We start from the raw sequence: 21,069 nt of genomic DNA, 5'->3' as shown, positions 1-21,069 counted from the left end.
GCGGTGCTGACGCTTCGGAAGCGAGATCAGAGCACGCTGGAGAGGAACGACCGCGTGCGATCGTGCTGCGGGTTGTTGAAGATCTGATCCGGCGGCCCCTGCTCGAGGACCTGACCGCCGTCGAACATCATCACCCGGTGGGAGACGTCGCGGGCGAACTGCATCTCATGCGTGACAAGCAGCATCGTGATGTCCGTGGTCTCGGCGATGTCGCGGAGCACTCCCAGCACGTCGCCGACGAGCTCCGGGTCGAGCGCCGAGGTCACCTCGTCGAGGAGGAGGATCTCCGGGCTCATCGCCAGCGCACGGGCGATCGCCACACGCTGCTGCTGACCGCCGGAGAGCCGGGTCGGGTGCTCATCGGCCTTCTCGGCCAGCCCGACGCGTTCGAGCAGCTCCTTGGCTTCCTTGCTCGCTTCGCTCTTGGACTTGCCGAGCACATGGACAGGGGCCTCGATGATGTTCTCGAGCACGGTCATATTCGGGAACAGGTTGAACTGCTGGAAGACCATGCCGATGCGCGTGGTCATCTCCCGCGTGCGCTTCTTCGGCAGCTCGACTCGCTTGCCGTCGCGCTCTTCGAAGGTCAGCGGTTTGCCGTCGACGAAGATGTAGCCGCCGGTGAGCTCCTCGAGCGTCATCACCAGGCGCAGGATCGTCGTCTTGCCCGAACCGCTGGGGCCGATGAGAGTGACGCGTTCGCCGGGAGCGACAGAGAAATTGAGGTCTTTGAGCACAGTCGTCGGACCGAAGCTCTTCTCGACATCGGTGAACTCGATCGCGGGGGTCGCCGAAGCGGAAGGATTGGCTGGGGTGTTCTCAGTAGGTGGCAAGGCGCTTGTCCAATCTCTGAATGAGCAGTGAGGTCGGGTAGCTGGCGGCGAGGAAGATGATGCCGGCCAAGGTGAAGGCTTCCGTGTAGGCGAACGTCGACCCGCCGAACTGCTTGGCCGCAGTGACGAGCTCGACGACGGAGATCGCGAACAGGAAAGGCGTGTCCTTGAACATCGCGACCGCGTAGTTGCCCAATGACGGGATGGTCGCACGCAGCGCCTGCGGCAGGATGATGGCCGTGAACTTCCGCACGGGCGGAAGCGACAGGGCTGTCGCCGCCTCGTGTTGACCGGGAGGCACAGAGTCAATGCCGGCACGATAGCTTTCGGACATGTACGTCGAGTAGTGGACGCCGATGACGATGAAGCCGATGACGAGTGCAGGGACGTCCACGAGTCCGGGGATGCCGGAGAAGGCGAAGTAGACGAACATCAACTGAACGACCAGTGGAGTGTTGCGGATGAATGCCACGAGCAGTCGCACGAGCCAGTTGATCCACCGCGGCAGTCCGCGGATGGCCACGGCGAGGATGAGGCCGAGGATCGCGGCGATGACAGTGCCGATGACCGTGGCGATGAGAGTGTTGACGAAACCGTGGAGCAGGATGGGCAGGGCTTCAGCGGCGAATTCCCAATTCCAGTTCACCGGTCACCTCCCTCGCCTGAAGAGGGACGTTTGAGCGGATCCGTTCCGAGTCCCGAGTCTGTGCCTTCACCCGCGACGCCGTGTGAGACGAGGCGGTCCTTGCGCACGGTGTCCGCGCGGGCGGCGCGTCGGGCCTCACGACGGTCGGTGCGCGAATTCGGGCGTCGGCGGCCGAGTGCGGCCGTGGCCCTGCGTTCGAGGAAGTTCATGAACTCCTGCAGCATCCAAGCGAGGATGAAGTAGATGATGAGACCGATGGAGAATGCGAAGTATGTATCGCCCGTCGACTGGCGCAGCTGATTGATCTTGTCGGTGAGATCGGACAGCGTGATGAAGAAGACGACCGCCGAGCCCTTGAGCAGCTGGATGAGCAGCGTCGCCAAGGAGGGGATCATCAGAGCCCAGGCCTGTGGGAAGATGACACGCAGCATCCGGCGGGTGGGGGAGAGGCTGAGCGCGATCGCGGCCTCCCACTGGCCAGGCGCCACGGTCTTGATCGACGAGCGGACGACCTCGGCCGAATAGGCACCGTAGTTGAGCGCGAGAGCCCCGATGCCGCAGAGCAGCGGGTCGAGTTCGAATCCGAGGAGCGGGAGGACGTAGAACAGCCAGAACAGCTGCACGAGCAGAGACGTGCCGCGGAAGAACTCGACGATGATCCGTGCAGGGGCGCGCAGCCACCAGTGCGGCGAGGTCATCGTGATGCCGAGGACGAGCGCGATGATGATGGCGCCGACCGAGCCCGCGACCGTGAGGATGATCGTTGTCTGAATTCCCTCCCACAGCTGTGGGAGGAAACTCAGCAACGTTGCGAGATTGTCGTTCATGATCTCAAGTGCCGAAGGACGACTCAGGAATCAGCGGTGGGCAGGTCGCCCTTGCACAGCTGATCGGTCGTGATCGAACCGTCAGGACGCTCTTCCTTCGTGAATCCGTAGTCACCGACCACGTCGAGGTAGGACTTCTCATCGGAGACGATGTTCTCCAGAGCCTTGTTCCACTCGTCTCGGAGTTCATCGTCATCGGTGCGGAAGACCGTGGCACCGGCACCGACCTGCGGAACATCGTCGATGACCTGGACGAAGGAGTCGCTGACTTCGACGCCGGAGTCCTTCGTGTTCTTCTCCATCCAGTTGAGCGAGATGGCGGTGAGGGCGAAGACATCGGCGCGGCCGGTCGTCACGGCGTCCATGCCGTCCTGGGGCGTGCCGACCTCTTGGGTCTTGATGCCCAGGTCCTTCGCATAATCTGATTCGACGGCGCCGGTCATCGTCGCGAGTTTGGCGCCCTTCTTCTTGACGTCGTCGAGGTTCTTCATGCCGTCCTGCTTGCCCTTCTTCGTCATCAGGGCGGTGGTGTACATGAATTCGGGATCGCCGAAGGAGGCCTGTTTGCAGCGGTCGGGCAGGATCGACATGCCGGCTGAGATCGCGTCGAAGCGTTCGGCGTTGAGGCCGGGGATGAGGGAGCCGAATTCGGTGTTGACGCCTTCGACGTCGTCGACGCCGAGCTCCTTGAACACGGCCTTCGCTATGGCGACGGACGCTCCCTGGAGCTCTCCGCCCTTTTCGAAGCTGTACGGGGCTTCGCCGGCGAAGCCGACGGTGATCTTTCCGTCGTCGATGGCCTTCTGCAGAGTCGACTTGTCCGAGTCGCTTCCTCCGCAGGCACCGAGGGTGAGCGTCAGCGCGAGAATCGATGTCGCGGCGGCCAGTCCTTTGAGTTTCATGTGCTGTTCCTTCCTTGAACGTCGACACATCGTCGTGACGTGCGTCTCCTGGACAGTATTCAATACTTATGTTGTCCGAATGTCACACTGTCAGACAAAGTTATATGATCGTAACCGTGACGAATCCTCCCGCCTCCGAGCTGCCGGTCCTGCGCAAAGTGGTCCGTTCCTCGACGAGCGACCTCATCGCCGACCAGCTGCGCAATGCCATCTACAACGGATCGCTCGAACCCGGGCAGTCGATCAACGAAGTGCGCACCGCCGAACTCCTCGAGGTGTCGCGGCCGTCCCTGCGGGAAGCGCTGCAGCGGCTCATCAGCGAAGGCGTGATGACGCATGCGCCGGGGCGGGGAGTCCATGTCAAGAAGATGCGGGTGACCGACATCGACGACGTCTATGCCGTCCGGGAAGCCATCGAATCGCAGGCGATCAAGCTCATCATCCGGCGGGAGCGCGCCACCGCCCGGATCACCCGCGCGCTCAGGGAGCTGGAGCGGGCGATCGAAGACAATGCTGCGCGCACCATCGGCGATGCCGACCTGTCGTTCCATCATGCGCTCGTCGCCTGTTCCGGTTCGGCCCGGCTGACAGACCTGATGAAGGTCTCGATGGTCCACACCCGTCTGCTGTCTCTTTCGGACCGACGCGGCTACGAGGTTCGCTGCGACGTCCTCGACAGCCACCGCGAACTCGCCGAGGCGGTCACCGCCGGCCGCGAATCACAATCCCTTGGGGTCCTTGCCCGGATCATGGCCGAAGCGGCTTCCCGACTGCACGGGCCCGACGCCGGAGTCGACGCGCAGGTCGTCAAGGCCCTCGACGACGGTGCCGCCGCCGATGACCAATGGTCGCGGCTGCGGGAGAGAGCGCAGTGAGCACGGTGGGGCGTCCGCGACCCGGGGTCGGCACCGCAGGCGACCGCCAGCCGATACGATGAGGGCATGAAGGTCGTCTGTCCCGGTTCCTATGATCCGATCACCATGGGTCATCTCGATATCATCGCCCGCAGCGCACGCCTGTTCGAGGAAGTGGTCGTGGCCGTCGTGCACAACCCCTCGAAGTCCGGTCGTTTCGCCCCGGAAGTCCGCGCGGACCTCATCCGCCGCTCGCTCGATGACGATGAGCGAACCCGGAGCGCCGAGAACGTGAGCATCGACATCGTCTCCGGCGGCCTCCTCGTCGACTACTGCACGAGCATCGGTGCACCCGCCGTCGTCAAGGGGCTGCGTTCGGGCACGGACTTCGCCTACGAACTGCCGATGGCGCTGATGAACAAACACCTCACCGAGCTCGAAACGATCTTCGTCCCCGGCAATCCGCGGTTCGAACACGTCTCCTCGTCTCTCATCAAGGAAGTCCACGCGAACGGCGGGGACATCCACGGGCTCGTCCCCGCCTCGGTGCTGGAAGCTCTGCACGGTCATGACACCGGTGCCGGTGATGACGGCTCCGGCAACGACAGCGCCGACTGAGGGATGAGCGCGGCCGCAACACCTGCCAACAGGGCCTGGTTCCCGGGCCTCGTCACCCACACCGTCATCGCACACGCGACGTACAACGGCGTGCGCGTGCTCATCTCCTACCGGACCCTCGAGCTCGGCGGATCGGGGGTCGTCCTCGGTCTCATGACCGCCGTCTACTCCCTCGTTCCGCTGCTCACGGCCCTCTTCGTCGGCCGGCTCGTCGATCGGGGGTACGCCACCGCGGTGCTGTGGGTCGGCACCATCCTGTCGATCCTGCCCGTCGCGCTCGCGGCCGTCGCACCCAACCTCGGCGTACTCCTCATCGCCACGATGAGCTTGGGCGTCGGGCAGCTGCTGACGACCGTGGCCTCCCAAGCGCTCATTCCGCAGAGCTTCCCCGCCGACCGGATGACCGCGAAGTTCGGCCACCTCACCCTCGGGGTGTCCATGGGCCAGACCATCGGACTGCCCGTGGCCGGCATGATCGCCGACGCCACCTCGGGTGACGCCGCGATCACCAATGCGCTGTGGTTCATGACCGCGCTGTCGGCGCTGACCCTCATCGCCGCTGTCGTCGTCATGCTCCGCGGGCGCACCCCGCACGTCTCCCGCGCCGAGGCGGCCGAAGGCGCCATCGCACCGTGGACGCTCCTGTCGACCCGGGGAATGAAACCCGCGATCTTCGCTTCCATGGCCACGCTCGCCGCCGTCGACCTGATGACGGCGTACCTGCCGCTCATCGGACAGGAGAACGGACTGTCCGTGACGCTGGTGACCTGGCTGCTGGCGCTGCGAACGCTCGCCTCGGTGATCTCGCGCCTGTTCATCGGGATGCTCACGACCAGGTGGCGCAACCTGTCCCTGCTGTGGACCGCCTCGGCGACGGCCGGTGTCTGTGTCGCGCTCATCCCCGTGCTCAGTCAGCCGTGGACGCTCGGACTCCTGCTCGCCCTCGCCGGATTCTGCTTCGGACTCACCCAGCCGCTGACGATGACCTGGGTCTCGACCCTGGCCGATGCGAAGAATCGGGCCGCGGTGCTGTCCATCCGTTTGGCGGGCAATCGACTCAGCCAGGTCGCGATCCCCTCGGCCGCCTCGGCGCTGACGGTCATCGCCGGTTCCGGGGCCGTGTTCATGATCGCCGGCGCGCTGCTCCTCGTTGCCGGGGGAGTGACCTGGCGCAACGAACACGAGCGATGGTGATGAGGAACACCTGCGGCGGTCGATCGGGGCGATTGGTAATGACCGCCGATGATGATTAGAATGGTGAGTCGCGTGTGAACGCAGGAGCGACATCCTCAAACCACCGGGAGGACGGCATGAAGCAGCGATCTGAATTCGTCTTCGATCTCAGATCGATGGGTCTGCTCGGCAATCCGGGTGAGTGGGAACGGGTGAACACCACCTTGTCTGCTCCAGCGGATCTCAAGATCGAAGTGATCGGGGTTGGTCAAGGTTCACCACTGGCGCTCGAGCTGATGTTCGAGAGCGTGTCGGAGGGGATCTACGTGTCGGGCACAGTCTCGGCGACGGCCCGCGGCGAGGACGCGAGGACACTCGAGCCCATCGAGCTGCCGATAGATGTCGACATCCAGGAGATGTACGTCTATGAGCAGGCCGAAGGCGACGAGGACTCCTACGTCATCGACCGGGATCAGCTCGACCTCGAGCCCGCGATCAGAGACGCCGTGGTGATGGCTCTGCCGTTCAATCCTTCACAGGATGAGAGCGAGGAGTTCAGCTACACCCTGGGGGAGGACCTCGAGGTGGAACCGGACGAATCCGAATCGCCGTTCGCATCATTGAAGAATCTGTTGGATGAGAAGAAAGAGAGCTAGACGTGGCTGTTCCGAAGCGTAAATTGTCGCGCAGCAACACCCGCCACCGTCGTTCGCAGTGGAAGGCCAAGGCTCCGAACCTGGTCAAGACTGTGGAGAACGGTCGCGTTGTGTACTCGCGCCCCCACCAGGCCAAAGTCGTCGAAGACGCAGCCGGCACCCCGCTGTACCTCGAGTACAAGGGCCGCAAGGTCGCTGACGTCTGAGACTGTGGACACTGACACCACAGCAGCACTGAAGAAGAGTCTCGGGATCGATATTGATCCCGAGACTTTTCGTCTCGCGCTCACGCATCGTTCTTATGCCTTCGAGGCCGGCGGAATCCCCACCAATGAGCGCCTCGAGTTCCTCGGCGATTCCGTGCTCGGCCTCGTGGCCACCGAATCGCTCTACTACGACAACCCGGACCTGCCCGAAGGCCAGCTGGCCAAAATGCGGTCGGCCGTGGTCAACACTCGAGCCCTGGCCGCGATCGCCCGCAGGCATGGGATCGGCGAGCACATTCTGCTCGGCAAGGGTGAGGAGCTGACCGGCGGCCGCAACAAGGATTCGATCCTCGCCGACACCGTCGAGGCTCTCATCGGCGCCGTCTTCGTCTCTCGGGGACGCGACGTCGCCTTCGCCTTCGTCCATCGCCTCATCGACGGCATGCTCGACGACGCGGTCAACCTCGGCGCCGGAATGGACTACAAGACCACGCTGCAGGAGGCTGCGGCCGACCTCAGCCTCGGGGCCGTGAGCTACGAGATCACCTCGTCCGGGCCCGACCACGCTATGGTGTTCACCGCCACCGCGATGCTCGGCGACAACGGCTGGGGCAGCGGGGACGGCTCGTCGAAGAAGGCCGCCGAAGCCGCCGCCGCCGAGGTCGCCGTCAAAGCCATCCGCACCGTCTACCCGGACTACCGTCGCTGAGCGATCTGTGGGTCCGCGTGTGACAGGACGGTGTTCCCATGCCTGAGCTTCCCGAGGTCGAAAGCGTCCGCCGCGGCGTCGACGAATGGACGACGGGGACGACGATCACCGGCGCCGAGGTGATCGACCCCCGAATACTCGGCACGACCTCCCAGCGCCGCATCGACCCGTCCGCGATCGACGGCTTCGTCACCGCCGTCAACGGTGCGCACATCCTCGGTGCCGAACGGCGCGGGAAGTTCATGTGGCTGAGCCTGGGGGAGGGCAGCCGGCCACAGCCGGGCCCGGCCGATCGGCAGAATACGATGCTCGGAGAGACGCCCGAGTTGGGCATTCTCGTCCATCTCGGGATGAGCGGGCAGCTGCGCATCCACGATCCGAATGACGAACTGCACCGGCACACGCGAGCGATCCTGCGCCTCGGCGGCAGCGACAGTGAGCTCGGTGGCCGAGCAGGCGATGGGGCAACCAACGGTGGGGCAGCCAACGGTGGGGGAGGCGTCGCCGGAGTGGGTCGCGAACTGCGCTTCGTCGACCAACGGATCTTCGGTCATATCGGCGTCCAACCGCTCGTGCACGGGTATGGGCGGCTCGTGCCCGCCTCGGCGATCCACATCGCCGCAGACCCACTCGAACCCGCATTCGACCCCGAACGGGTCGTGGAAGCTCTGGCGAAGAAGCGCACGGCGATCAAAGCGGCGCTGCTCGACCAGACTTTAGTCAGCGGCATCGGCAACATCTACGCCGATGAGGCGCTGTTCCGGGCGGGAGTCCATCCTTCTGCTGTCCCTGCGCGCACGCGGAAGAGCCGCCTCGTTGCGGTCCTCGAATCCGCGACGAAGGTGATGACCGATGCCTTGGCCGTGGGCGGGACGAGTTTCGATGCCCTCTACGTCAACGTCAACGGCGAATCCGGATACTTCGACCGGGCGCTGCTCGTCTACGGGCGCGGAGGACAGGAATGCGTGCGCTGCGGGACCGAGATCGCGAGGATCACCGTCGGCGGCCGCGGCACTCACTTCTGCCCGGAGTGCCAGAAACCCCCACGGTACCGGTAGTCCCCGGGCCGATCACCTCGGCGAACGTGGGCTCGGCCGAGCTGCCGACCGTCCGAGCGGGTGAGGGGTGCCGGTTACGGGGAGTGGAATCAGCGACGTCCGGCAGCCCCGGCGAGGAAAGCGCGATGACCGTCGATGAGAGTTCGCTGCGCCTGCGAGTGGTTCGGGGCCGAAAGCATGTTCGCGGGGTTCGTCGGTGACAGCCACAAGGCGTCGACCTCCACGACGGCTCCGTTTTTCAGTCGTGCAGCCGCGACGAGGCGGGGGCGGGAGCCGGGAGCCGGGATGAGGATCCTGTCGAGTTCTCGCCACGAGATTCGCCTGGCCCGCCCGACGAACCCGCACCAGATGAACTCGTCGGGAGTGATTTCGAGCCGAGCCCGCGAGCCGAGCCAGAAGTTCACTCCGGCACCGATGAGCAGGAGGAGGGGGCCGAAGAGGAAAATGAGGAACATGGTGTCGCCGAGGACGGCTAAGAGGATCACCGCAATGAGAGCCAGAGCCGCCATGATGGTGAGCATCCAGCCGATGACGAATGAGATCTTCCCCTCGCGCCTGATGACCGCGTTCATCTGATCAGACTCTGCCTTTCCTCGTGTCGACCAAGCTGGCTTCCCCGCGAACCGATCCCTCAAGAACAGCGATCGCCGTGCGCGTCAGCGTCTCAGCGTCACTATGATCCCACACCTGTCCCGCAGCGCTCCTTGAAGCGGGCACGGGGAGACGGGGCAGAAGCTCTGCTCGCCGGTGCTGTTTCGTCTCTTGTGTACGAACGCATCCAACACCGTTCGCGGCGAATCACACCGTTCGCGGCAGCATGCACCGGTGCGGCGCGCTGAATTGCCGCTAACGGTGCCGGATGCCCGGCTGAAGCTCGGAGACGGGCTCGGACTGGCGGCCGATGCGAACCGAGCAGAATGCACCCGATCGGCTCACCCCCATGATCGTCGCGGGCGCAATGAAGCCGCCTGCGGGCAATGGGCGAAGATGGCCGGATGTCCGTCTTCTCGGACCGTCATCGGTCGCATTCGCTGTGCAACACCACCTGCCGTCGGCGGGCGGTGAATGGTCAAGGGCCCCGTCGCGCACGACAGGGCCCCCACCAGCTCCCCCGGCTGGGCTCGAACCAGCGACCCTTCGATTAACAGTCGAATGCTCTGCCAACTGAGCTACGGAGGAAAACGGCGCAGTTGCCTGCGCACGAGGAGACACTTTACCAAAAGATTCCGAATCTCGTGGCCCGCCCGGATATGCTGGTTTCCAATATGCATCTCAAAAGCCTGACACTGCGGGGATTCAAGTCCTTTGCCTCGGCGACGACTCTCAGATTCGAGCCGGGCATCACCTGCGTCGTCGGTCCCAACGGTTCAGGCAAATCCAATGTCGTCGACGCCCTGTCCTGGGTGATGGGCGAGCAGGGTGCGAAGAATCTGCGCGGCGGAAAGATGGACGACGTCATCTTCGCCGGAACCTCGAAACGCCAGGCCCTGGGGCGCGCCGAGGTGACTCTGACGATCGACAACACCGACGGAGCCATCCCTGTCGACTACACCGAGGTGACGATCTCGCGGACCCTCTTCCGCACCGGCGGGTCCGAATACGCCGTCAACGGGGCCCCGGCCAGGCTCCTCGACATCCAAGAGCTGCTCAACGACTCCGGCCTGGGCAAGGAGATGCACGTCATCGTCGGTCAGGGCCGCCTCGACGCGATCCTCCACGCCGACCCGCTGGAGCGACGCAGCTTCATCGAAGAGGCCGCCGGTGTGCTCAAACACCGTCGCCGCAAAGACAAAGCGGTCCGCAAACTCACCGGACTGCAGACGAACCTCGACAGGCTCACCGATCTGCGCACCGAACTCAACCGGCAGCTCGGGCCCCTGGGCCGACAGGCCGAAGCCGCGGCGAAGGCCGCCACCGTCCAAGCCACACTGCGAGACACCACCGCCCGACTCCTCGCCGACGATGCGGTGCGGATGCAGTCCTCGCTGGCGACGACGAGCGGGGGCGAGGACCACAGCGACCGCATCGACGAACTCGACCGGCTCCGCACCAGCACCGAGGCGCGACTGGGTGAGGTCGAAACCCGCCTGTCGGGACTCGACACCGAACTCGAGGCGAAGCGGACCGCCGAATCGAAGACTCAGACGCAGATCGTCCGTGCCCAGGGCCTGAGCCAGCGGGCCGAAGACAAGCGCTCCCACCTGCTCTCGGAGGTCGCGAGCCTGGGCCGCCGCGAATCCAAGTCTCCCGATGAGCTGCGTGCCCAAGCCGCCCGCTTCAAGGACGAACTCACCGAGGCCGAGGCGGCCGTCACCGAGACGAACTCAGCGCTCGAGGCCAGCCAGAAACGCAAGGAAGAACTCACCCGGGACCTGCGCACCGCCGAAGACGAAGTCAAGGCAGCACAGATCGCCATCACCGAAGCAGTGAAGAACCGGTCGGCTCTGCAGTCGAAGCAGACCCAGGCCGAGGAGCGCATCGCGGACCTGCAGTCGCGCATCGCCGCCAACCGGTCCGAAATCAACACCGTCACCGCTCGCATCGCCGAACGCAGCGCCGAACTCGAGACCGCAGAGACCGGGGTTGAAGACGTCGAAGCAGGGGAGACCGAACTCGACTCCGCTTATGAGACGGCGCTGGAGGCCCAGGAGAAGTGTGAGGCCGAACGCGCCGAGCTGCAGGAGAAGCAGTCGCAGGTCGCCTCCGAGCTGTCCTCGGCCAGAGCCCGGGCCGAAGCCCTGGCACTGGGCACCGCGCTCGAGGCCGACCTCGAAGACATCATCAACGCCGAACTGCCCGGAGTCGGCACCGCCGTGACCGAACACCTGAGTGTGACGACCGGCTTCGAGATGGCGGTGGCCGCGGCCCTGTCGACCACGGTGTCCGGCGTCATCGTCGACGATGGCCAGTCGGCGCTGGGAGTCCTCGACCACCTCGGCGAGGACACGAACGTGTCCCTGACGATCCCGACCGGCGCCGAGGCGGTCGCCGGCAAGGGCGGCAACGGAACGGGGCGGACGGAGCTCGCCCCGCTGCCCGAGCTGGCGGGGCTCTCCGGCACCGAGGCGGGGGAGCCAGCTGCCGGGGCGGGGAAGCTGCAATGGCTGAGCGAACTCGTCACCAGCGATGTCCCCGAGCTGCGGACCCTGCTCGCGGCCGCCCTGCACGCAGTCGTCTGCGTCCCCGACGCTCGTGCCGGCGTCGCTCTGACCAAAGCCCGTCCCGAACTCACCGCGGTCACCGTCGACGGGGAGGTGCTCTCGGCCACCCGCATCAGCCGGGCGCGCACGGCCTCGGGCACCCGGTTGGCCTCTCAGACCGCACTCGACGACACCCATGCGACGATCACCGAACTCGAGGATCGGGCGGAGACGCTCAAGACTGCGCTCGCCGACCTCGAACCGCGCCTGAGCAGAGCCCGCGAGGAAGCGGCGGCGGCACTCGATGCGCTCCACTCCTCGGACGCGAAGATCATGGCCGCAGCCGAAGAGGTCTCGCGCATCACTGGCGAGATCGGTGTTGCCCGCACCCGCCTGCAGCGTGCCGAAGAGAACGAAACGGAGCTGAAGTCCCGCCTCGATGCCGCCCAGCGCGAGGTCGAGACCGCGCAGGCGGCGCTGGCCGGAACCGCCGAGGTCGTCGAAGTCGTCGACACCTCCCGCCGGGACGAACTGAGCGCGCAGGTCTCCCAGTCGTCCGAAGACCTCGTCGAGGCACGCATCAGCCACCGTTCGGCCACGGACCGGGCACGGTTCCTCAGCGACCGGGTCGACTCTCTGCTGCGGGCGGCGAAGGCCGAAGAGGCGGCGCGGGAGCAGAACCAGCGCACGATTGCGAAGAAGAAGCGCGCGGCCGACTCGGCGAAACTCATCGCTGAAACCGCGGCCGACGCCGCGGAACTGGCACAGTCGACGGTCGTCGAACTCGGCGAGGCGATCCAGGTCCTCGTCGACGAACGCGGCGGTCTGCGCGAGGAGAAGGGCCGCCTCGGCGAGGAATTGGCTGCCACTCGAACTCAGCTGCAGAAGCTCAAGGACGCCGCCGCCGAGGCGGAGCTGGCCAAGGAACGGTATCGACTGAAACTCGAGGAGATCGCCCACCGGGCGCAAGAGGAGACGGGGCTGGGCATCGATCGGCTCATCGACGAATTCGGCCCCCACCTGCCCGTGCCCTCGTTCGAGGAGGGTGTGGAGGACACGCCGTACGTGCGTGCCGAAGTCGAGAAGCGACAGAAGCAGGCGTCTGCCTCGCTCAAGCGCATCGGCACGGTCAATCCGCTCGCGCTCGAGGAGTATGAGGCGCTGAAGGAACGGCATCAGTTCCTCGAGAAGCAGATCGCCGACATCGAAACCTCCCGCAAGGACCTCATGCAGCTCGTCGAGGAGGTCGACCGGCACGTCGAACGCGTCTTCGCGGACGCCTATGCGGACACGGCACGGGAATTCGAGGACATCTTCTCCCGACTCTTCCCCGGCGGTGAAGGTGCGCTGAGCCTGACCGACCCCGACGATATGCTCACCACCGGCGTCGACGTCCACGCCCGGCCGGCCGGCAAGAAGGTCAAACGGCTCTCCCTGCTCTCCGGCGGTGAACGCTCGCTGGTCGCCGTGGCGATGCTCGTGGCGATCTTCAAGGCCCGACCGAGTCCCTTCTACGTCATGGACGAGGTCGAAGCCGCTCTTGACGACCTCAACCTCTCGCGTCTGCTCACGGTGTTCGAGGAGCTGCAGGACTCCTCGCAGCTCATCGTCATCACCCACCAGAAACGGACGATGGAGATCGCCGATGCGCTCTACGGGGTGACGATGCACGGCGATGGGGTGTCGAAAGTCATATCGCAGCGCATTCCGTGAGCCCAGCTTGTCAATGTCGAATGACTGCCCGCGGCCACGAGCGCGGCCACGAGCGCGGCGGCGGGCGCGCCCGAGGCGGCGGCGGGGGCGCCTGAGGGGGCGATGTGGAGGTTCGGGCCCGGGCCGATGAGGCGATTCGGCACGGACGCCCAGGACAGTCCCAGGGAATTCTCCAACTGCCATGCGGCCCTGTAATACGATTGTCGTCGCCCGGGACTATAGACTTGGGCCGAGACCCAGGTATTCGAAGAATGTGAGGAGCGGGACGTCCATGGCCGAGGCTGCTGATCTGCGAGGTGGCTCGAGGGCATGAATTCGGTGCTTGTCATCATCGTAGGACTGGCGATCTCGTTCGCTCTGGCTCTCGTCGTCGTCCTCCTCGTCGCTCTGCCCGGCCTGCGTGCCGAGGGCCGACTCAAGTACTCCTCCGAGGTGCAGCGATTCCGTCTGCCCGCCCAATGGACCGGCTACGACGACGAAGTCCACGAATTCTTCGGCCACGACGACGGCACCTCGCATCTGGCCACGCGGGAACAGGCGGCGGTCACCGCGATCCGCGACCATTCCTATGTGCTGCGTCCGCAGCCTCGCCGTCACGCGGCCCCCTCGCTCATCACGGTGCGTCCGCGCACCCGCCACTGGAAGATCCCGGAGTCGGGAACCGGGTGGAAGACCACCGCCGGTCTGCTCTTCGGCAGCCGCGGATCCTGAGTGCTGACAGGTTCTGAGCGCAGACGAAACCAAGATCACAGACAAACCGGTCCCCGCGGAATCGGGGCCGAGGACAATGGAAACCGCGCCGACTGATTCCGGCGTGGGACACGACAGACAGACACCACCGGATGAGTCCGGGAACTCGAGTGCCGGCGGCCTGACCGAAGGCTCTCAAAGGAGGACGGAAGAACAATGGATCAGCCGATCATCTTGCTCGTCGTCGCGGCCATCGTCTTCATTCTCGTTGTTGCGCTGGGCATCTCCCTGCGCGTCAGCGGCACGAAGCGAGGACCGCGCGAAGAACGCAGCATCGATGCCGATGTCACCGGTGAGCTCAGTACCGATGAGGTCGCCGAGGCGGTCGCGAAGGAGAAGGCCGAGGCCCGCGGTTCGGAGGTTCCCACGGAACCGGCCAGCCGGCTCGTGCGCCTGCGCGAACGCCTCGCGAAGTCGAACTCCGGGCTCGGCCGCGGCCTGCTCAATCTCCTGTCGCGGGACAACCTCGACGAATCCGCATGGGAGGAGATCGAAGACACGCTCATCCTCGCCGACGTCGGTGTGGAGCCGACGACCGAACTCGTCGACCGGCTGCGCGAACGCGTCAAGGTCCTCGGCACGCGTGACCCCGACGAGGTGCGCGGGCTGCTCCGGGAAGAGCTCATCACCCTCGTCGACCCGACCATGGACCGCTCCCTGGCCGATCAGGGAACCGGCGGAGATCCCGCGGTCATCCTCGTCGTCGGAGTGAACGGATCGGGGAAGACCACGACCGTGGGCAAGATCGCCCGCGTGCTCGTCGCTGAGGACAGAACCGTGCTCCTCGGGGCCGCGGACACCTTCCGCGCAGCCGCCGCCGAGCAGCTGGCCACCTGGGGTGAACGCGTCGGCGTCGAAACCGTGCGCAAGGAAGAAGGGGCCGATCCCGCCTCGGTGGCCTACTCGGCCGTGGAGAAGGGGCAGGCCGACGGCACTGACGTCGTCCTCGTCGACACCGCCGGACGGCTGCAGAACAAGCGCGGCCTCATGGACGAGCTCGGCAAGGTCAAGCGTGTGGCCACCCGCCCGCTGGGCGAGGGCCACGAGATCGACGAGGTGCTCCTCGTCCTCGATGCGACCACCGGACAGAACGGCATGCAGCAGGCGAAGGTCTTCGCCGAGGCGGTCGACGTCACCGGAATCGTGCTCACGAAACTCGACGGCACGGCGAAGGGCGGCATCGTCATAGCCGTCCAGCGTGAGCTCGGCGTGCCGGTCAAGCTCATCGGGCTGGGTGAGGGCGCAGACGATCTCGCGCCCTTCACCGCCGAAGGATTCGTCGACGCGCTGCTCGACTGATTTCGCGTACTGATTCTGCCGGGTCTCACCCTTGTATCGACGGGGTGGGGCCCGGCTTGTCACACTGCGGAAACATGACCGAAGCATCACTGTGACATGCGTCATGGAGACTGTCTCTGCGCGGTTCGATCCGGAACCGGCTTGGACAGATGAGAGACGACATGGAACTCGATGCAGTGAACGTATGGATGATGGTCGCGGCAGGGCTGGTGCTGCTCATGACACCGGGGGTGGCGTTCTTCTACGGCGGGATGACGCGAATCACCTCGGCCATCAATATGATGATGATGGTCTTCTCCGCAATGGCCGTCGGCGGGCTCGTCTGGGTGCTCTGCGGATATGGTCTGAGCTCGGGTGATTCGATCGCCGGAATCGTCGGCGATCCGCGGTCCCAGCTCGGACTCAGCGGTGCCGTGGCCGATGATCCCGCCTCGCTCATCTCGATCGGCTACGGATCGACCTTTGCGATGATCGCGATCGCGCTCATCGCCGGAGCCGTCGCCGACCGAGCGAAGTTCTCCACCTGGCTCGTCTTCTCCGCCGCCTGGGTGACTCTGGTGTACTGCCCGCTGGCGTTCATGGTCTGGGGCGACGGTCTGCTCAGCGAATCGGGTGCGATCGGCCGCCTGTTCGGACCCGCCATCGACTTCGCCGGCGGCACCGTCGTCCACATCAACGCCGGCATCTCCGCCCTCGTCCTCGTCATCGTCATGGGTCGCCGCGCCAGATTCTCGGCCCCGCACAAGCCGCACAATATTCCGATCACCGTGCTCGGAGCGGCCCTGCTGTGGTTCGGATGGTTCGGCTTCAACGGGGGCGCCGCCGCGACGATCGAACAGGGCGGTCTGATCTGGATCAACACCCTGGCCAGCCCGGCCGCCGGCATGATCACCTGGATCGTGATCGAACGTCTCCGGGCTTCGCGACCGAGCAGCATCGGCAGCGTCTCGGGAGCGATCGCCGGCCTCGTCGCGATCACCCCGGCGTGCGCTGACGTCGACCCCTATGCTGCCGTGCTCATCGGCATCGCCGCAGGTGCCGGAGCGATCTTCGCCGTGGAGGCGAAGAATCGTCTGCGCTACGACGATGCGCTCGATGTGGTGGCCGTCCACCTCGTCGCGGGGGTCATCGGCACTGTGATGATCGGCTTCTTCGCCTTCCCGCACGAGGACGGGCCGGCCGGTCTCTTCTACGGAGCCGGTTTCGAACTGCTCATCGCGCAGGTGCTCGCCTGTCTCGTGGCCGTCGTCTTCGCCGGCCTCGCCACGCTTGCCATCGCACTGGTGCTGCGCGGGACGATGGGGCTGCGGATCGACCCTCGCGAGGAGCTCGAGGGGATCGATGCCTTCGAGCACGCGGAGCAGGCCTACTCCTTCCGGTGACCTGCGACCGGCGGCCGCCGCTTCCCGCCGGTCACTGCGGCCCGGTGGTCACTGCCCCGCCGCCCGTCTGCAGGTGCTCTCTCCTGCAGTCAGGCGGGCATCCATCATCGTTCACCGCAAATCACCGTGGCGCAGCGAGGGGGTTTGCTGCTTACGGTGCCTGTTGCGACTAACGGTGCCTGTTGCGAGGGAGCGGGTGGGGGAGTGCGAGGCGGGGCCGCCTCGGCGAGAGTTCACCGGGCATTGTCAGCACTCACGGTTTCAGCCGGACGCGGGTGAGTTGCTAGGCTTAAGAGTCGACCAAATCATCGTGAAGAAGGCTTGTACGTGTTTAACTCTCTGTCAGACAGGCTCACCGCGACTTTCAAGAATCTGCGCGGGAAGGGCCGGCTGTCCGAAGCCGACGTCGATGCCACCATTCGTGAGATCAGACGTGCCCTGCTCGACGCCGACGTCGCCCTGCCTGTCGTGCGTGCCTTCACCGGCCGGATCCGGGAGCGTGCGCTGTCCGAGGAAGTCTCGGGCGCACTCAATCCCGGCCAGCAGGTCGTCAAAATCGTCAACGACGAACTCGTCGGCATCCTCGGTGGTCAGACGCGCCGTCTGAACTTCGCCAAGCGTCCGCCGACGGTCATCATGCTCGCGGGCCTCCAAGGTGCCGGTAAGACCACCCTGGCCGGAAAGCTCGCGCACTGGCTGAAGTCCGAGGGCCACCGCCCGATGCTCGTCGCCGCCGACCTGCAGCGGCCCAATGCGGTCAACCAGCTCCAGATCGTCGGTGAACGTGCCGGAGCCGTCGTCTACGCTCCCGAACCGGGCAACGGCGTGGGCGATCCGATCCAGGTCGCCACCGACTCCCTCGAGGTCGCGAAGTCGAAGCTGCACGATGTCGTCATCGTCGACACGGCCGGCCGGCTCGGCATCGACGAGGAGCTCATGGCCCAGGCCGCGGACATCCGCACCGCGGTCAACCCCGACGAAGTCCTCTTCGTCATCGACGCGATGATCGGCCAGGACGCGGTGAAGACCGCCGAGGCGTTCCTCGAAGGCGTCGACTTCACCGGCGTCGTGCTCTCGAAGCTCGATGGCGACTCCCGCGGCGGTGCGGCACTGTCGGTCGCCGAGGTGACCGGCAAGCCGATCATGTTCGCCTCGACCGGTGAGTCGATGAAGGACTTCGAACAGTTCCATCCGGACCGGATGGCTGACCGGATCCTCGACATGGGCGACATCATGACGCTCATCGAGCAGGCCGAGAAGAACTTCGACGAAAAAGAGACCGAGAAGCTCAAGAAGAAGGTCGAAGCCGGCGAGGACTTCGATCTCAACGACTTCCTCACGCAGATGGCGGGCCTGAAGAAGATGGGCTCGATGAAGAAGATGCTGGGCATGATGCCCGGCATGAGCCAGTACAAGGAACAGCTGGCGAACTTCGACGAGCGTGAGGTCGACCGGGTCGAAGCGATTGTGAGATCGATGACACCCCAGGAGCGATCGAACCCGAAGATCCTCAACGGCTCCCGCCGCGCCCGCATCGCCAAGGGTGCCGGCACCACCGTCACCGCGGTCAACCAGCTCATGGAGCGTTTCGGCCAGGCGCAGAAGATGATGCGCTCGATGACCCGCGGCGGCGGGATGCCCGGAATGCCCGGTGGCGGCGGTGGCATGCCGCAGATGCCCGGAATGGGCGGAATGCCCGGTGGCCCGGGGGCCCGGAAGAAGAAGGTCTCGGGGAAGAAAAAGGGCCGCAAGGGCGGTCAGTCGGGCAACCCGGCCAAGCGCGCCCAGGAAGCGAAGGCGCTGGCCGATAAGAAGGCCGGCAAGACCCAGGACCCGGTCGGCTCGGCCTTCGGCGGAGTCGATCTGGACAAGGACGAGGAATTCGACCCTTCGAACCTGCCGAAGGGATTCGGCGGAATCTTCCCAGGTGGCAAGAAGTAGAGCCTTCTGGCACAATTGACTCTTGTACTTTTGCTCTCGGTCCGGGCCCTCTCATCCGCGCCGAAGTGATAGTCCGAGCCGCGGCTTCCAGCAGGTCAACCCCACGATCGAACTGGATCAGCTGTGCACACAGAACACAAAAGGAGACACCACTCAAGTGGCAGTCAAAATTCGTCTGACCCGCATGGGCAAAGTCCGTGCACCCTTCTACCGCGTCGTCGTCATGGATTCGCGGACGCGTCGCGACGGCAAGGCCAAAGAGCAGATCGGCATCTACCACCCGACCCGTGAGCCTTCGGTCGTCGAGATCGACTCCGAGCGCGCTCAGTACTGGCTCTCGGTGGGCGCTCAGCCCACCGAACAGGTGCGTGCCCTGCTCAAGCTCACCGGTGACTGGCAGAAGTTCACCGGCGAGGGCGAAGCGGTCAACACCGTCAAGCCGCAGCAGGAGAAGGAAGCCTACGTGGCTCCCAACGCCGAGTCGGTCGTGAAGGAAGCCATCACGCAGAAGGGCGGCAAGTCCGCTGACGCTGCTGAGGCTCCGGCCGCCGAAGCCGCACCTGAGGCCGCTGAAGAAAGCGCTGAAGCCTGAGATGTTGGCTGATTCGCTCGAGCATCTGGTCCGCGGCATCGTCGATCATCCCGACGACGTGTCCGTTCGCTCGCGTTCATCGCACCGCGGCACGACCCTCGAGGTTCGGGTTCACCCCGAAGACCTCGGTCGGGTCATCGGCCGTGCGGGCAGGACCGCCAAGGCCCTGCGCACCGTGATGAACTCTCTGGCCGGCCGTGAGTCGGTGCGAGTGGACCTCATCGAGGCGTAACACCTTCTGTGCGAGAGGGGATGCAGTGCAGATGCGCTGCATCCCCTCTCGTGCATTCACCACCCCGTCGCCGACTAGACTGGTGCCTGAACACGGCCGCAGGCGCAGGATCTGCCGCGACGGATCGTCGCGCACATGCACCGACGTCAGCCGGCCGGACAGTCAACGACCGCAAACTTCGAGGAGCAGAATGGACACGGTGATCGCCCGCCTGGGCAAGCCGCACGGGATCAAGGGCGAATTCACCGTCGAGGTGCGCACGGACCGTCCCGAGGAACGGCTCACCCCCGGGGCGAACTTCGCCACCGACCCGGACATCGGCACGCTGACGCTGAAGTCGGCGAGGTGGCACCGCGACCGACTTCTCCTGGCCTTCGAGGAAGTCCCCGACCGCAACCGCGCCGAGGAGATCCGCAACACCCTCATCCTCGCCGAACAGGACGAAGAGGACGAGGACGACGACGCCTGGTACCTCGACGACCTCATCGGCCTCAACGTCTATGAGAACGACGAGCTCGTCGGAGAGATCGTCGACGTCACCAACGGCACCGCTCAGGACCTGCTGCACATGAAGCACACGCTCGGCCATGTCGTGCTCATCCCGTTCGTCACCGCGATCGTGCCCGATGTCGACATCGAGGCCGGCCGCCTCGTCGTCACCCCACCCGCCGGCCTCTTCGACGCCGAATGAGTGAACCGTCCCCGATGAGCAGCAACGACACCCCCGCCGAGGAGGCCGCCGCCGTTGGGCAGGGGGACCGGGCCATGTCGATCGACGTCGTCTCGATCTTCCCCGAGTACCTTGCCGGACTGCAGCTCTCGCTCATCGGCAAGGCCGTCGAACGCGGGCAGCTGGGACTCAACGTCCATGACCTGCGCGACTTCACCTTCGACCGGCACAACACCGTTGACGACTCTCCCTATGGCGGGGGAGCGGGTATGGTCATGAAGGCCGAACCCTGGGCGCTGGCGCTCGAACACATCCTCGCCGGTCGCCCCGCCGGGGAGGCGAAGCCCACGCTCATCGTCCCGAGCCCCGCCGGCGAGGTGTTCGACCAGCGCATCGCCGAGGATCTCGCCTCCCGGCAGCATCTCGTGTTCGCCTGCGGTCGCTACGAAGGCATCGATCAGCGGGTCATCGACTGGGCCGGGGAGCGCTTCGAACTGCGGCCCATGAGCATCGGCGACTACGTCCTCAACGGCGGTGAAGTCGCGTCGATGGTGATGATCGAAGCGATCAGCCGACTCATCCCCGGGGTCATCGGCAACCCGGAATCCCTGACCGAGGAGAGCCACGAAGACGGTCTGCTCGAATACCCGATCTTCACGAAGCCGGCGAGCTGGCGTGGCCGGGACGTGCCGGAGATCCTGCTCAGCGGCAACCATGCGGCGATCGCGCGGTGGCGGCGTGACCGACGTCTCGAAAAGACCGCCGAAGTCAGACCCGACCTCCTCGCCCGGCTCACCGACCTGAGCGGAGAGGACCTGGCCGCGCTCGAACGGTTTGAGTCTGAGCGTGGAACCGTGACAGAATAGAG

21 protein-coding genes and 1 tRNA gene are annotated in these 21,069 nt (G+C 65.4%); 16 read left to right on the top strand and 6 right to left on the bottom strand.

The window, feature by feature from the left end; genetic code table 11:
• Positions 1 to 26 precede the first annotated feature (26 nt).
• The 4 genes from ehuA to ehuB are packed head-to-tail and all read right to left on the bottom strand — an operon-like array spanning position 27 to position 3,208.
• On the bottom strand, positions 27 to 833 hold the full coding sequence (gene ehuA, locus EB836_RS08750) for an ectoine/hydroxyectoine ABC transporter ATP-binding protein EhuA (RefSeq protein WP_135539484.1): 807 nt from the start codon (positions 831 to 833) through the stop codon (positions 27 to 29).
• On the bottom strand, positions 820 to 1,479 hold the full coding sequence (gene ehuD, locus EB836_RS08745; RefSeq protein ID WP_135539482.1) for an ectoine/hydroxyectoine ABC transporter permease subunit EhuD: 660 nt from the start codon (positions 1,477 to 1,479) through the stop codon (positions 820 to 822). Before ehuD ends, ehuA begins: the two co-directional genes overlap by 14 nt.
• Positions 1,476 to 2,306: an ectoine/hydroxyectoine ABC transporter permease subunit EhuC gene (gene ehuC / locus EB836_RS08740; RefSeq protein ID WP_135539480.1), complete on the bottom strand. Its 831-nt coding sequence runs from the start codon at positions 2,304 to 2,306 to the stop codon at positions 1,476 to 1,478. The genes ehuD and ehuC overlap by 4 nt, the downstream gene beginning before the upstream one ends.
• A gap of 23 nt (positions 2,307 to 2,329) precedes the next feature.
• Positions 2,330 to 3,208, bottom strand: coding sequence for an ectoine/hydroxyectoine ABC transporter substrate-binding protein EhuB (gene ehuB, locus EB836_RS08735; RefSeq protein WP_135539478.1), 879 nt, complete (start codon positions 3,206 to 3,208; stop codon positions 2,330 to 2,332).
• A 116-nt stretch (positions 3,209 to 3,324) separates the two neighbouring features.
• Here ehuB and EB836_RS08730 point away from each other — a divergent pair, with 116 nt between their 5' ends.
• From EB836_RS08730 to mutM, 7 genes are all read left to right on the top strand, one after another.
• A complete protein-coding gene (locus tag EB836_RS08730; protein ID WP_135539476.1) occupies positions 3,325 to 4,083 on the top strand; it encodes a GntR family transcriptional regulator in 759 nt (252 codons plus the stop codon).
• A gap of 66 nt (positions 4,084 to 4,149) precedes the next feature.
• Positions 4,150 to 4,680: a pantetheine-phosphate adenylyltransferase gene (gene coaD, locus EB836_RS08725; protein WP_135539475.1), complete on the top strand. Its 531-nt coding sequence runs from the start codon at positions 4,150 to 4,152 to the stop codon at positions 4,678 to 4,680.
• Positions 4,681 to 4,683: 3 nt separating this feature from the next.
• Positions 4,684 to 5,874, top strand: a complete 1,191-nt coding sequence (locus EB836_RS08720; RefSeq protein ID WP_135539473.1) for an MFS transporter — start codon at positions 4,684 to 4,686, stop codon at positions 5,872 to 5,874.
• Between the two features lie 155 nt (positions 5,875 to 6,029).
• Positions 6,030 to 6,509 carry a YceD family protein gene (locus tag EB836_RS08715; RefSeq protein WP_240689754.1) on the top strand — a complete coding sequence of 160 codons (480 nt, stop codon included), beginning with the start codon at positions 6,030 to 6,032 and terminating at the stop codon, positions 6,507 to 6,509.
• 2 nt (positions 6,510 to 6,511) lie between these two features.
• Positions 6,512 to 6,715, top strand: coding sequence for a 50S ribosomal protein L32 (rpmF, locus tag EB836_RS08710; RefSeq protein WP_025777330.1), 204 nt, complete (start codon positions 6,512 to 6,514; stop codon positions 6,713 to 6,715).
• A 4-nt stretch (positions 6,716 to 6,719) separates the two neighbouring features.
• Positions 6,720 to 7,424, top strand: a complete 705-nt coding sequence (gene rnc / locus EB836_RS08705) for a ribonuclease III (protein WP_135539469.1) — start codon at positions 6,720 to 6,722, stop codon at positions 7,422 to 7,424.
• Between the two features lie 38 nt (positions 7,425 to 7,462).
• The gene (gene mutM / locus EB836_RS08700) at positions 7,463 to 8,482 is read left to right on the top strand and encodes a bifunctional DNA-formamidopyrimidine glycosylase/DNA-(apurinic or apyrimidinic site) lyase (RefSeq protein WP_135539467.1); all 1,020 of its coding nucleotides are present in this window, start codon (positions 7,463 to 7,465) and stop codon (positions 8,480 to 8,482) included.
• A gap of 89 nt (positions 8,483 to 8,571) precedes the next feature.
• On the opposite strand, the gene EB836_RS08695 is transcribed toward mutM, so the two are convergent.
• On the bottom strand, positions 8,572 to 9,054 hold the full coding sequence (locus EB836_RS08695) for a hypothetical protein (protein ID WP_135539465.1): 483 nt from the start codon (positions 9,052 to 9,054) through the stop codon (positions 8,572 to 8,574).
• A 534-nt stretch (positions 9,055 to 9,588) separates the two neighbouring features.
• Positions 9,589 to 9,661: transfer RNA gene (locus EB836_RS08690), tRNA-Asn, on the bottom strand.
• An 86-nt stretch (positions 9,662 to 9,747) separates the two neighbouring features.
• On the opposite strand from EB836_RS08690, the gene smc reads away from it, so the two are divergent.
• The 9 genes from smc to trmD all read left to right on the top strand — a co-directional run bounded on the left by smc (position 9,748) and on the right by trmD (position 21,067).
• Positions 9,748 to 13,335 carry a chromosome segregation protein SMC gene (gene smc, locus EB836_RS08685; protein ID WP_135539463.1) on the top strand — a complete coding sequence of 1,196 codons (3,588 nt, stop codon included), beginning with the start codon at positions 9,748 to 9,750 and terminating at the stop codon, positions 13,333 to 13,335.
• Positions 13,336 to 13,644: 309 nt separating this feature from the next.
• Positions 13,645 to 14,046 carry a hypothetical protein gene (locus tag EB836_RS08680; RefSeq protein ID WP_135539461.1) on the top strand — a complete coding sequence of 134 codons (402 nt, stop codon included), beginning with the start codon at positions 13,645 to 13,647 and terminating at the stop codon, positions 14,044 to 14,046.
• 195 nt (positions 14,047 to 14,241) lie between these two features.
• The gene (ftsY, locus tag EB836_RS08675; RefSeq protein WP_135539459.1) at positions 14,242 to 15,384 is read left to right on the top strand and encodes a signal recognition particle-docking protein FtsY; all 1,143 of its coding nucleotides are present in this window, start codon (positions 14,242 to 14,244) and stop codon (positions 15,382 to 15,384) included.
• Between the two features lie 161 nt (positions 15,385 to 15,545).
• The gene (locus tag EB836_RS08670; protein WP_135539457.1) at positions 15,546 to 16,766 is read left to right on the top strand and encodes an ammonium transporter; all 1,221 of its coding nucleotides are present in this window, start codon (positions 15,546 to 15,548) and stop codon (positions 16,764 to 16,766) included.
• Between the two features lie 327 nt (positions 16,767 to 17,093).
• Positions 17,094 to 18,707 (top strand): signal recognition particle protein, encoded by a 1,614-nt coding sequence (ffh, locus tag EB836_RS08665; RefSeq protein WP_135539455.1) that lies wholly within the window; start codon positions 17,094 to 17,096, stop codon positions 18,705 to 18,707.
• Between the two features lie 157 nt (positions 18,708 to 18,864).
• A complete protein-coding gene (gene rpsP / locus EB836_RS08660) occupies positions 18,865 to 19,299 on the top strand; it encodes a 30S ribosomal protein S16 (RefSeq protein WP_135539453.1) in 435 nt (144 codons plus the stop codon).
• Between the two features lies 1 nt (position 19,300).
• Positions 19,301 to 19,531 carry an RNA-binding protein gene (locus EB836_RS08655; RefSeq protein ID WP_135539452.1) on the top strand — a complete coding sequence of 77 codons (231 nt, stop codon included), beginning with the start codon at positions 19,301 to 19,303 and terminating at the stop codon, positions 19,529 to 19,531.
• A 190-nt stretch (positions 19,532 to 19,721) separates the two neighbouring features.
• Positions 19,722 to 20,222, top strand: a complete 501-nt coding sequence (gene rimM / locus EB836_RS08650) for a ribosome maturation factor RimM (RefSeq protein WP_135539450.1) — start codon at positions 19,722 to 19,724, stop codon at positions 20,220 to 20,222.
• 74 nt (positions 20,223 to 20,296) lie between these two features.
• Entirely contained in the window at positions 20,297 to 21,067 is a 771-nt protein-coding gene (gene trmD / locus EB836_RS08645; RefSeq protein WP_135539688.1) for a tRNA (guanosine(37)-N1)-methyltransferase TrmD, read from the top strand.
• The last annotated feature ends 2 nt before the right edge of the window (positions 21,068 to 21,069 follow it).

The organism is Brevibacterium sp. S111 (assembly GCF_004745075.1).
Classification (GTDB): domain Bacteria; phylum Actinomycetota; class Actinomycetes; order Actinomycetales; family Brevibacteriaceae; genus Brevibacterium.
This window is presented reverse-complemented; position numbering and strand designations above follow the sequence as displayed.

Bases quoted from the DNA above. Each gene is read 5' to 3' on its own strand.
- ehuC (WP_135539480.1), bottom strand. From the start codon at position 2,306: ATGAACGACAATCTCGCAACGTTGCTGAGTTTCCTCCCACAGCTGTGG.
- ehuB (WP_135539478.1), bottom strand. From the start codon at position 3,208: ATGAAACTCAAAGGACTGGCCGCCGCGACATCGATTCTCGCGCTGACG.
- coaD (WP_135539475.1), top strand. From the start codon at position 4,150: ATGAAGGTCGTCTGTCCCGGTTCCTATGATCCGATCACCATGGGTCAT.
- EB836_RS08720 (WP_135539473.1), top strand. From the start codon at position 4,684: ATGAGCGCGGCCGCAACACCTGCCAACAGGGCCTGGTTCCCGGGCCTC.
- EB836_RS08715 (WP_240689754.1), top strand. From the start codon at position 6,030: ATGGGTCTGCTCGGCAATCCGGGTGAGTGGGAACGGGTGAACACCACC.
- mutM (WP_135539467.1), top strand. From the start codon at position 7,463: ATGCCTGAGCTTCCCGAGGTCGAAAGCGTCCGCCGCGGCGTCGACGAA.
- EB836_RS08695 (WP_135539465.1), bottom strand. From the start codon at position 9,054: ATGAACGCGGTCATCAGGCGCGAGGGGAAGATCTCATTCGTCATCGGC.
- smc (WP_135539463.1), top strand. From the start codon at position 9,748: ATGCATCTCAAAAGCCTGACACTGCGGGGATTCAAGTCCTTTGCCTCG.
- EB836_RS08680 (WP_135539461.1), top strand. From the start codon at position 13,645: ATGAATTCGGTGCTTGTCATCATCGTAGGACTGGCGATCTCGTTCGCT.
- ftsY (WP_135539459.1), top strand. From the start codon at position 14,242: ATGGATCAGCCGATCATCTTGCTCGTCGTCGCGGCCATCGTCTTCATT.
- EB836_RS08670 (WP_135539457.1), top strand. From the start codon at position 15,546: ATGGAACTCGATGCAGTGAACGTATGGATGATGGTCGCGGCAGGGCTG.
- EB836_RS08655 (WP_135539452.1), top strand. From the start codon at position 19,301: ATGTTGGCTGATTCGCTCGAGCATCTGGTCCGCGGCATCGTCGATCAT.
- rimM (WP_135539450.1), top strand. From the start codon at position 19,722: ATGGACACGGTGATCGCCCGCCTGGGCAAGCCGCACGGGATCAAGGGC.
- trmD (WP_135539688.1), top strand. From the start codon at position 20,297: ATGTCGATCGACGTCGTCTCGATCTTCCCCGAGTACCTTGCCGGACTG.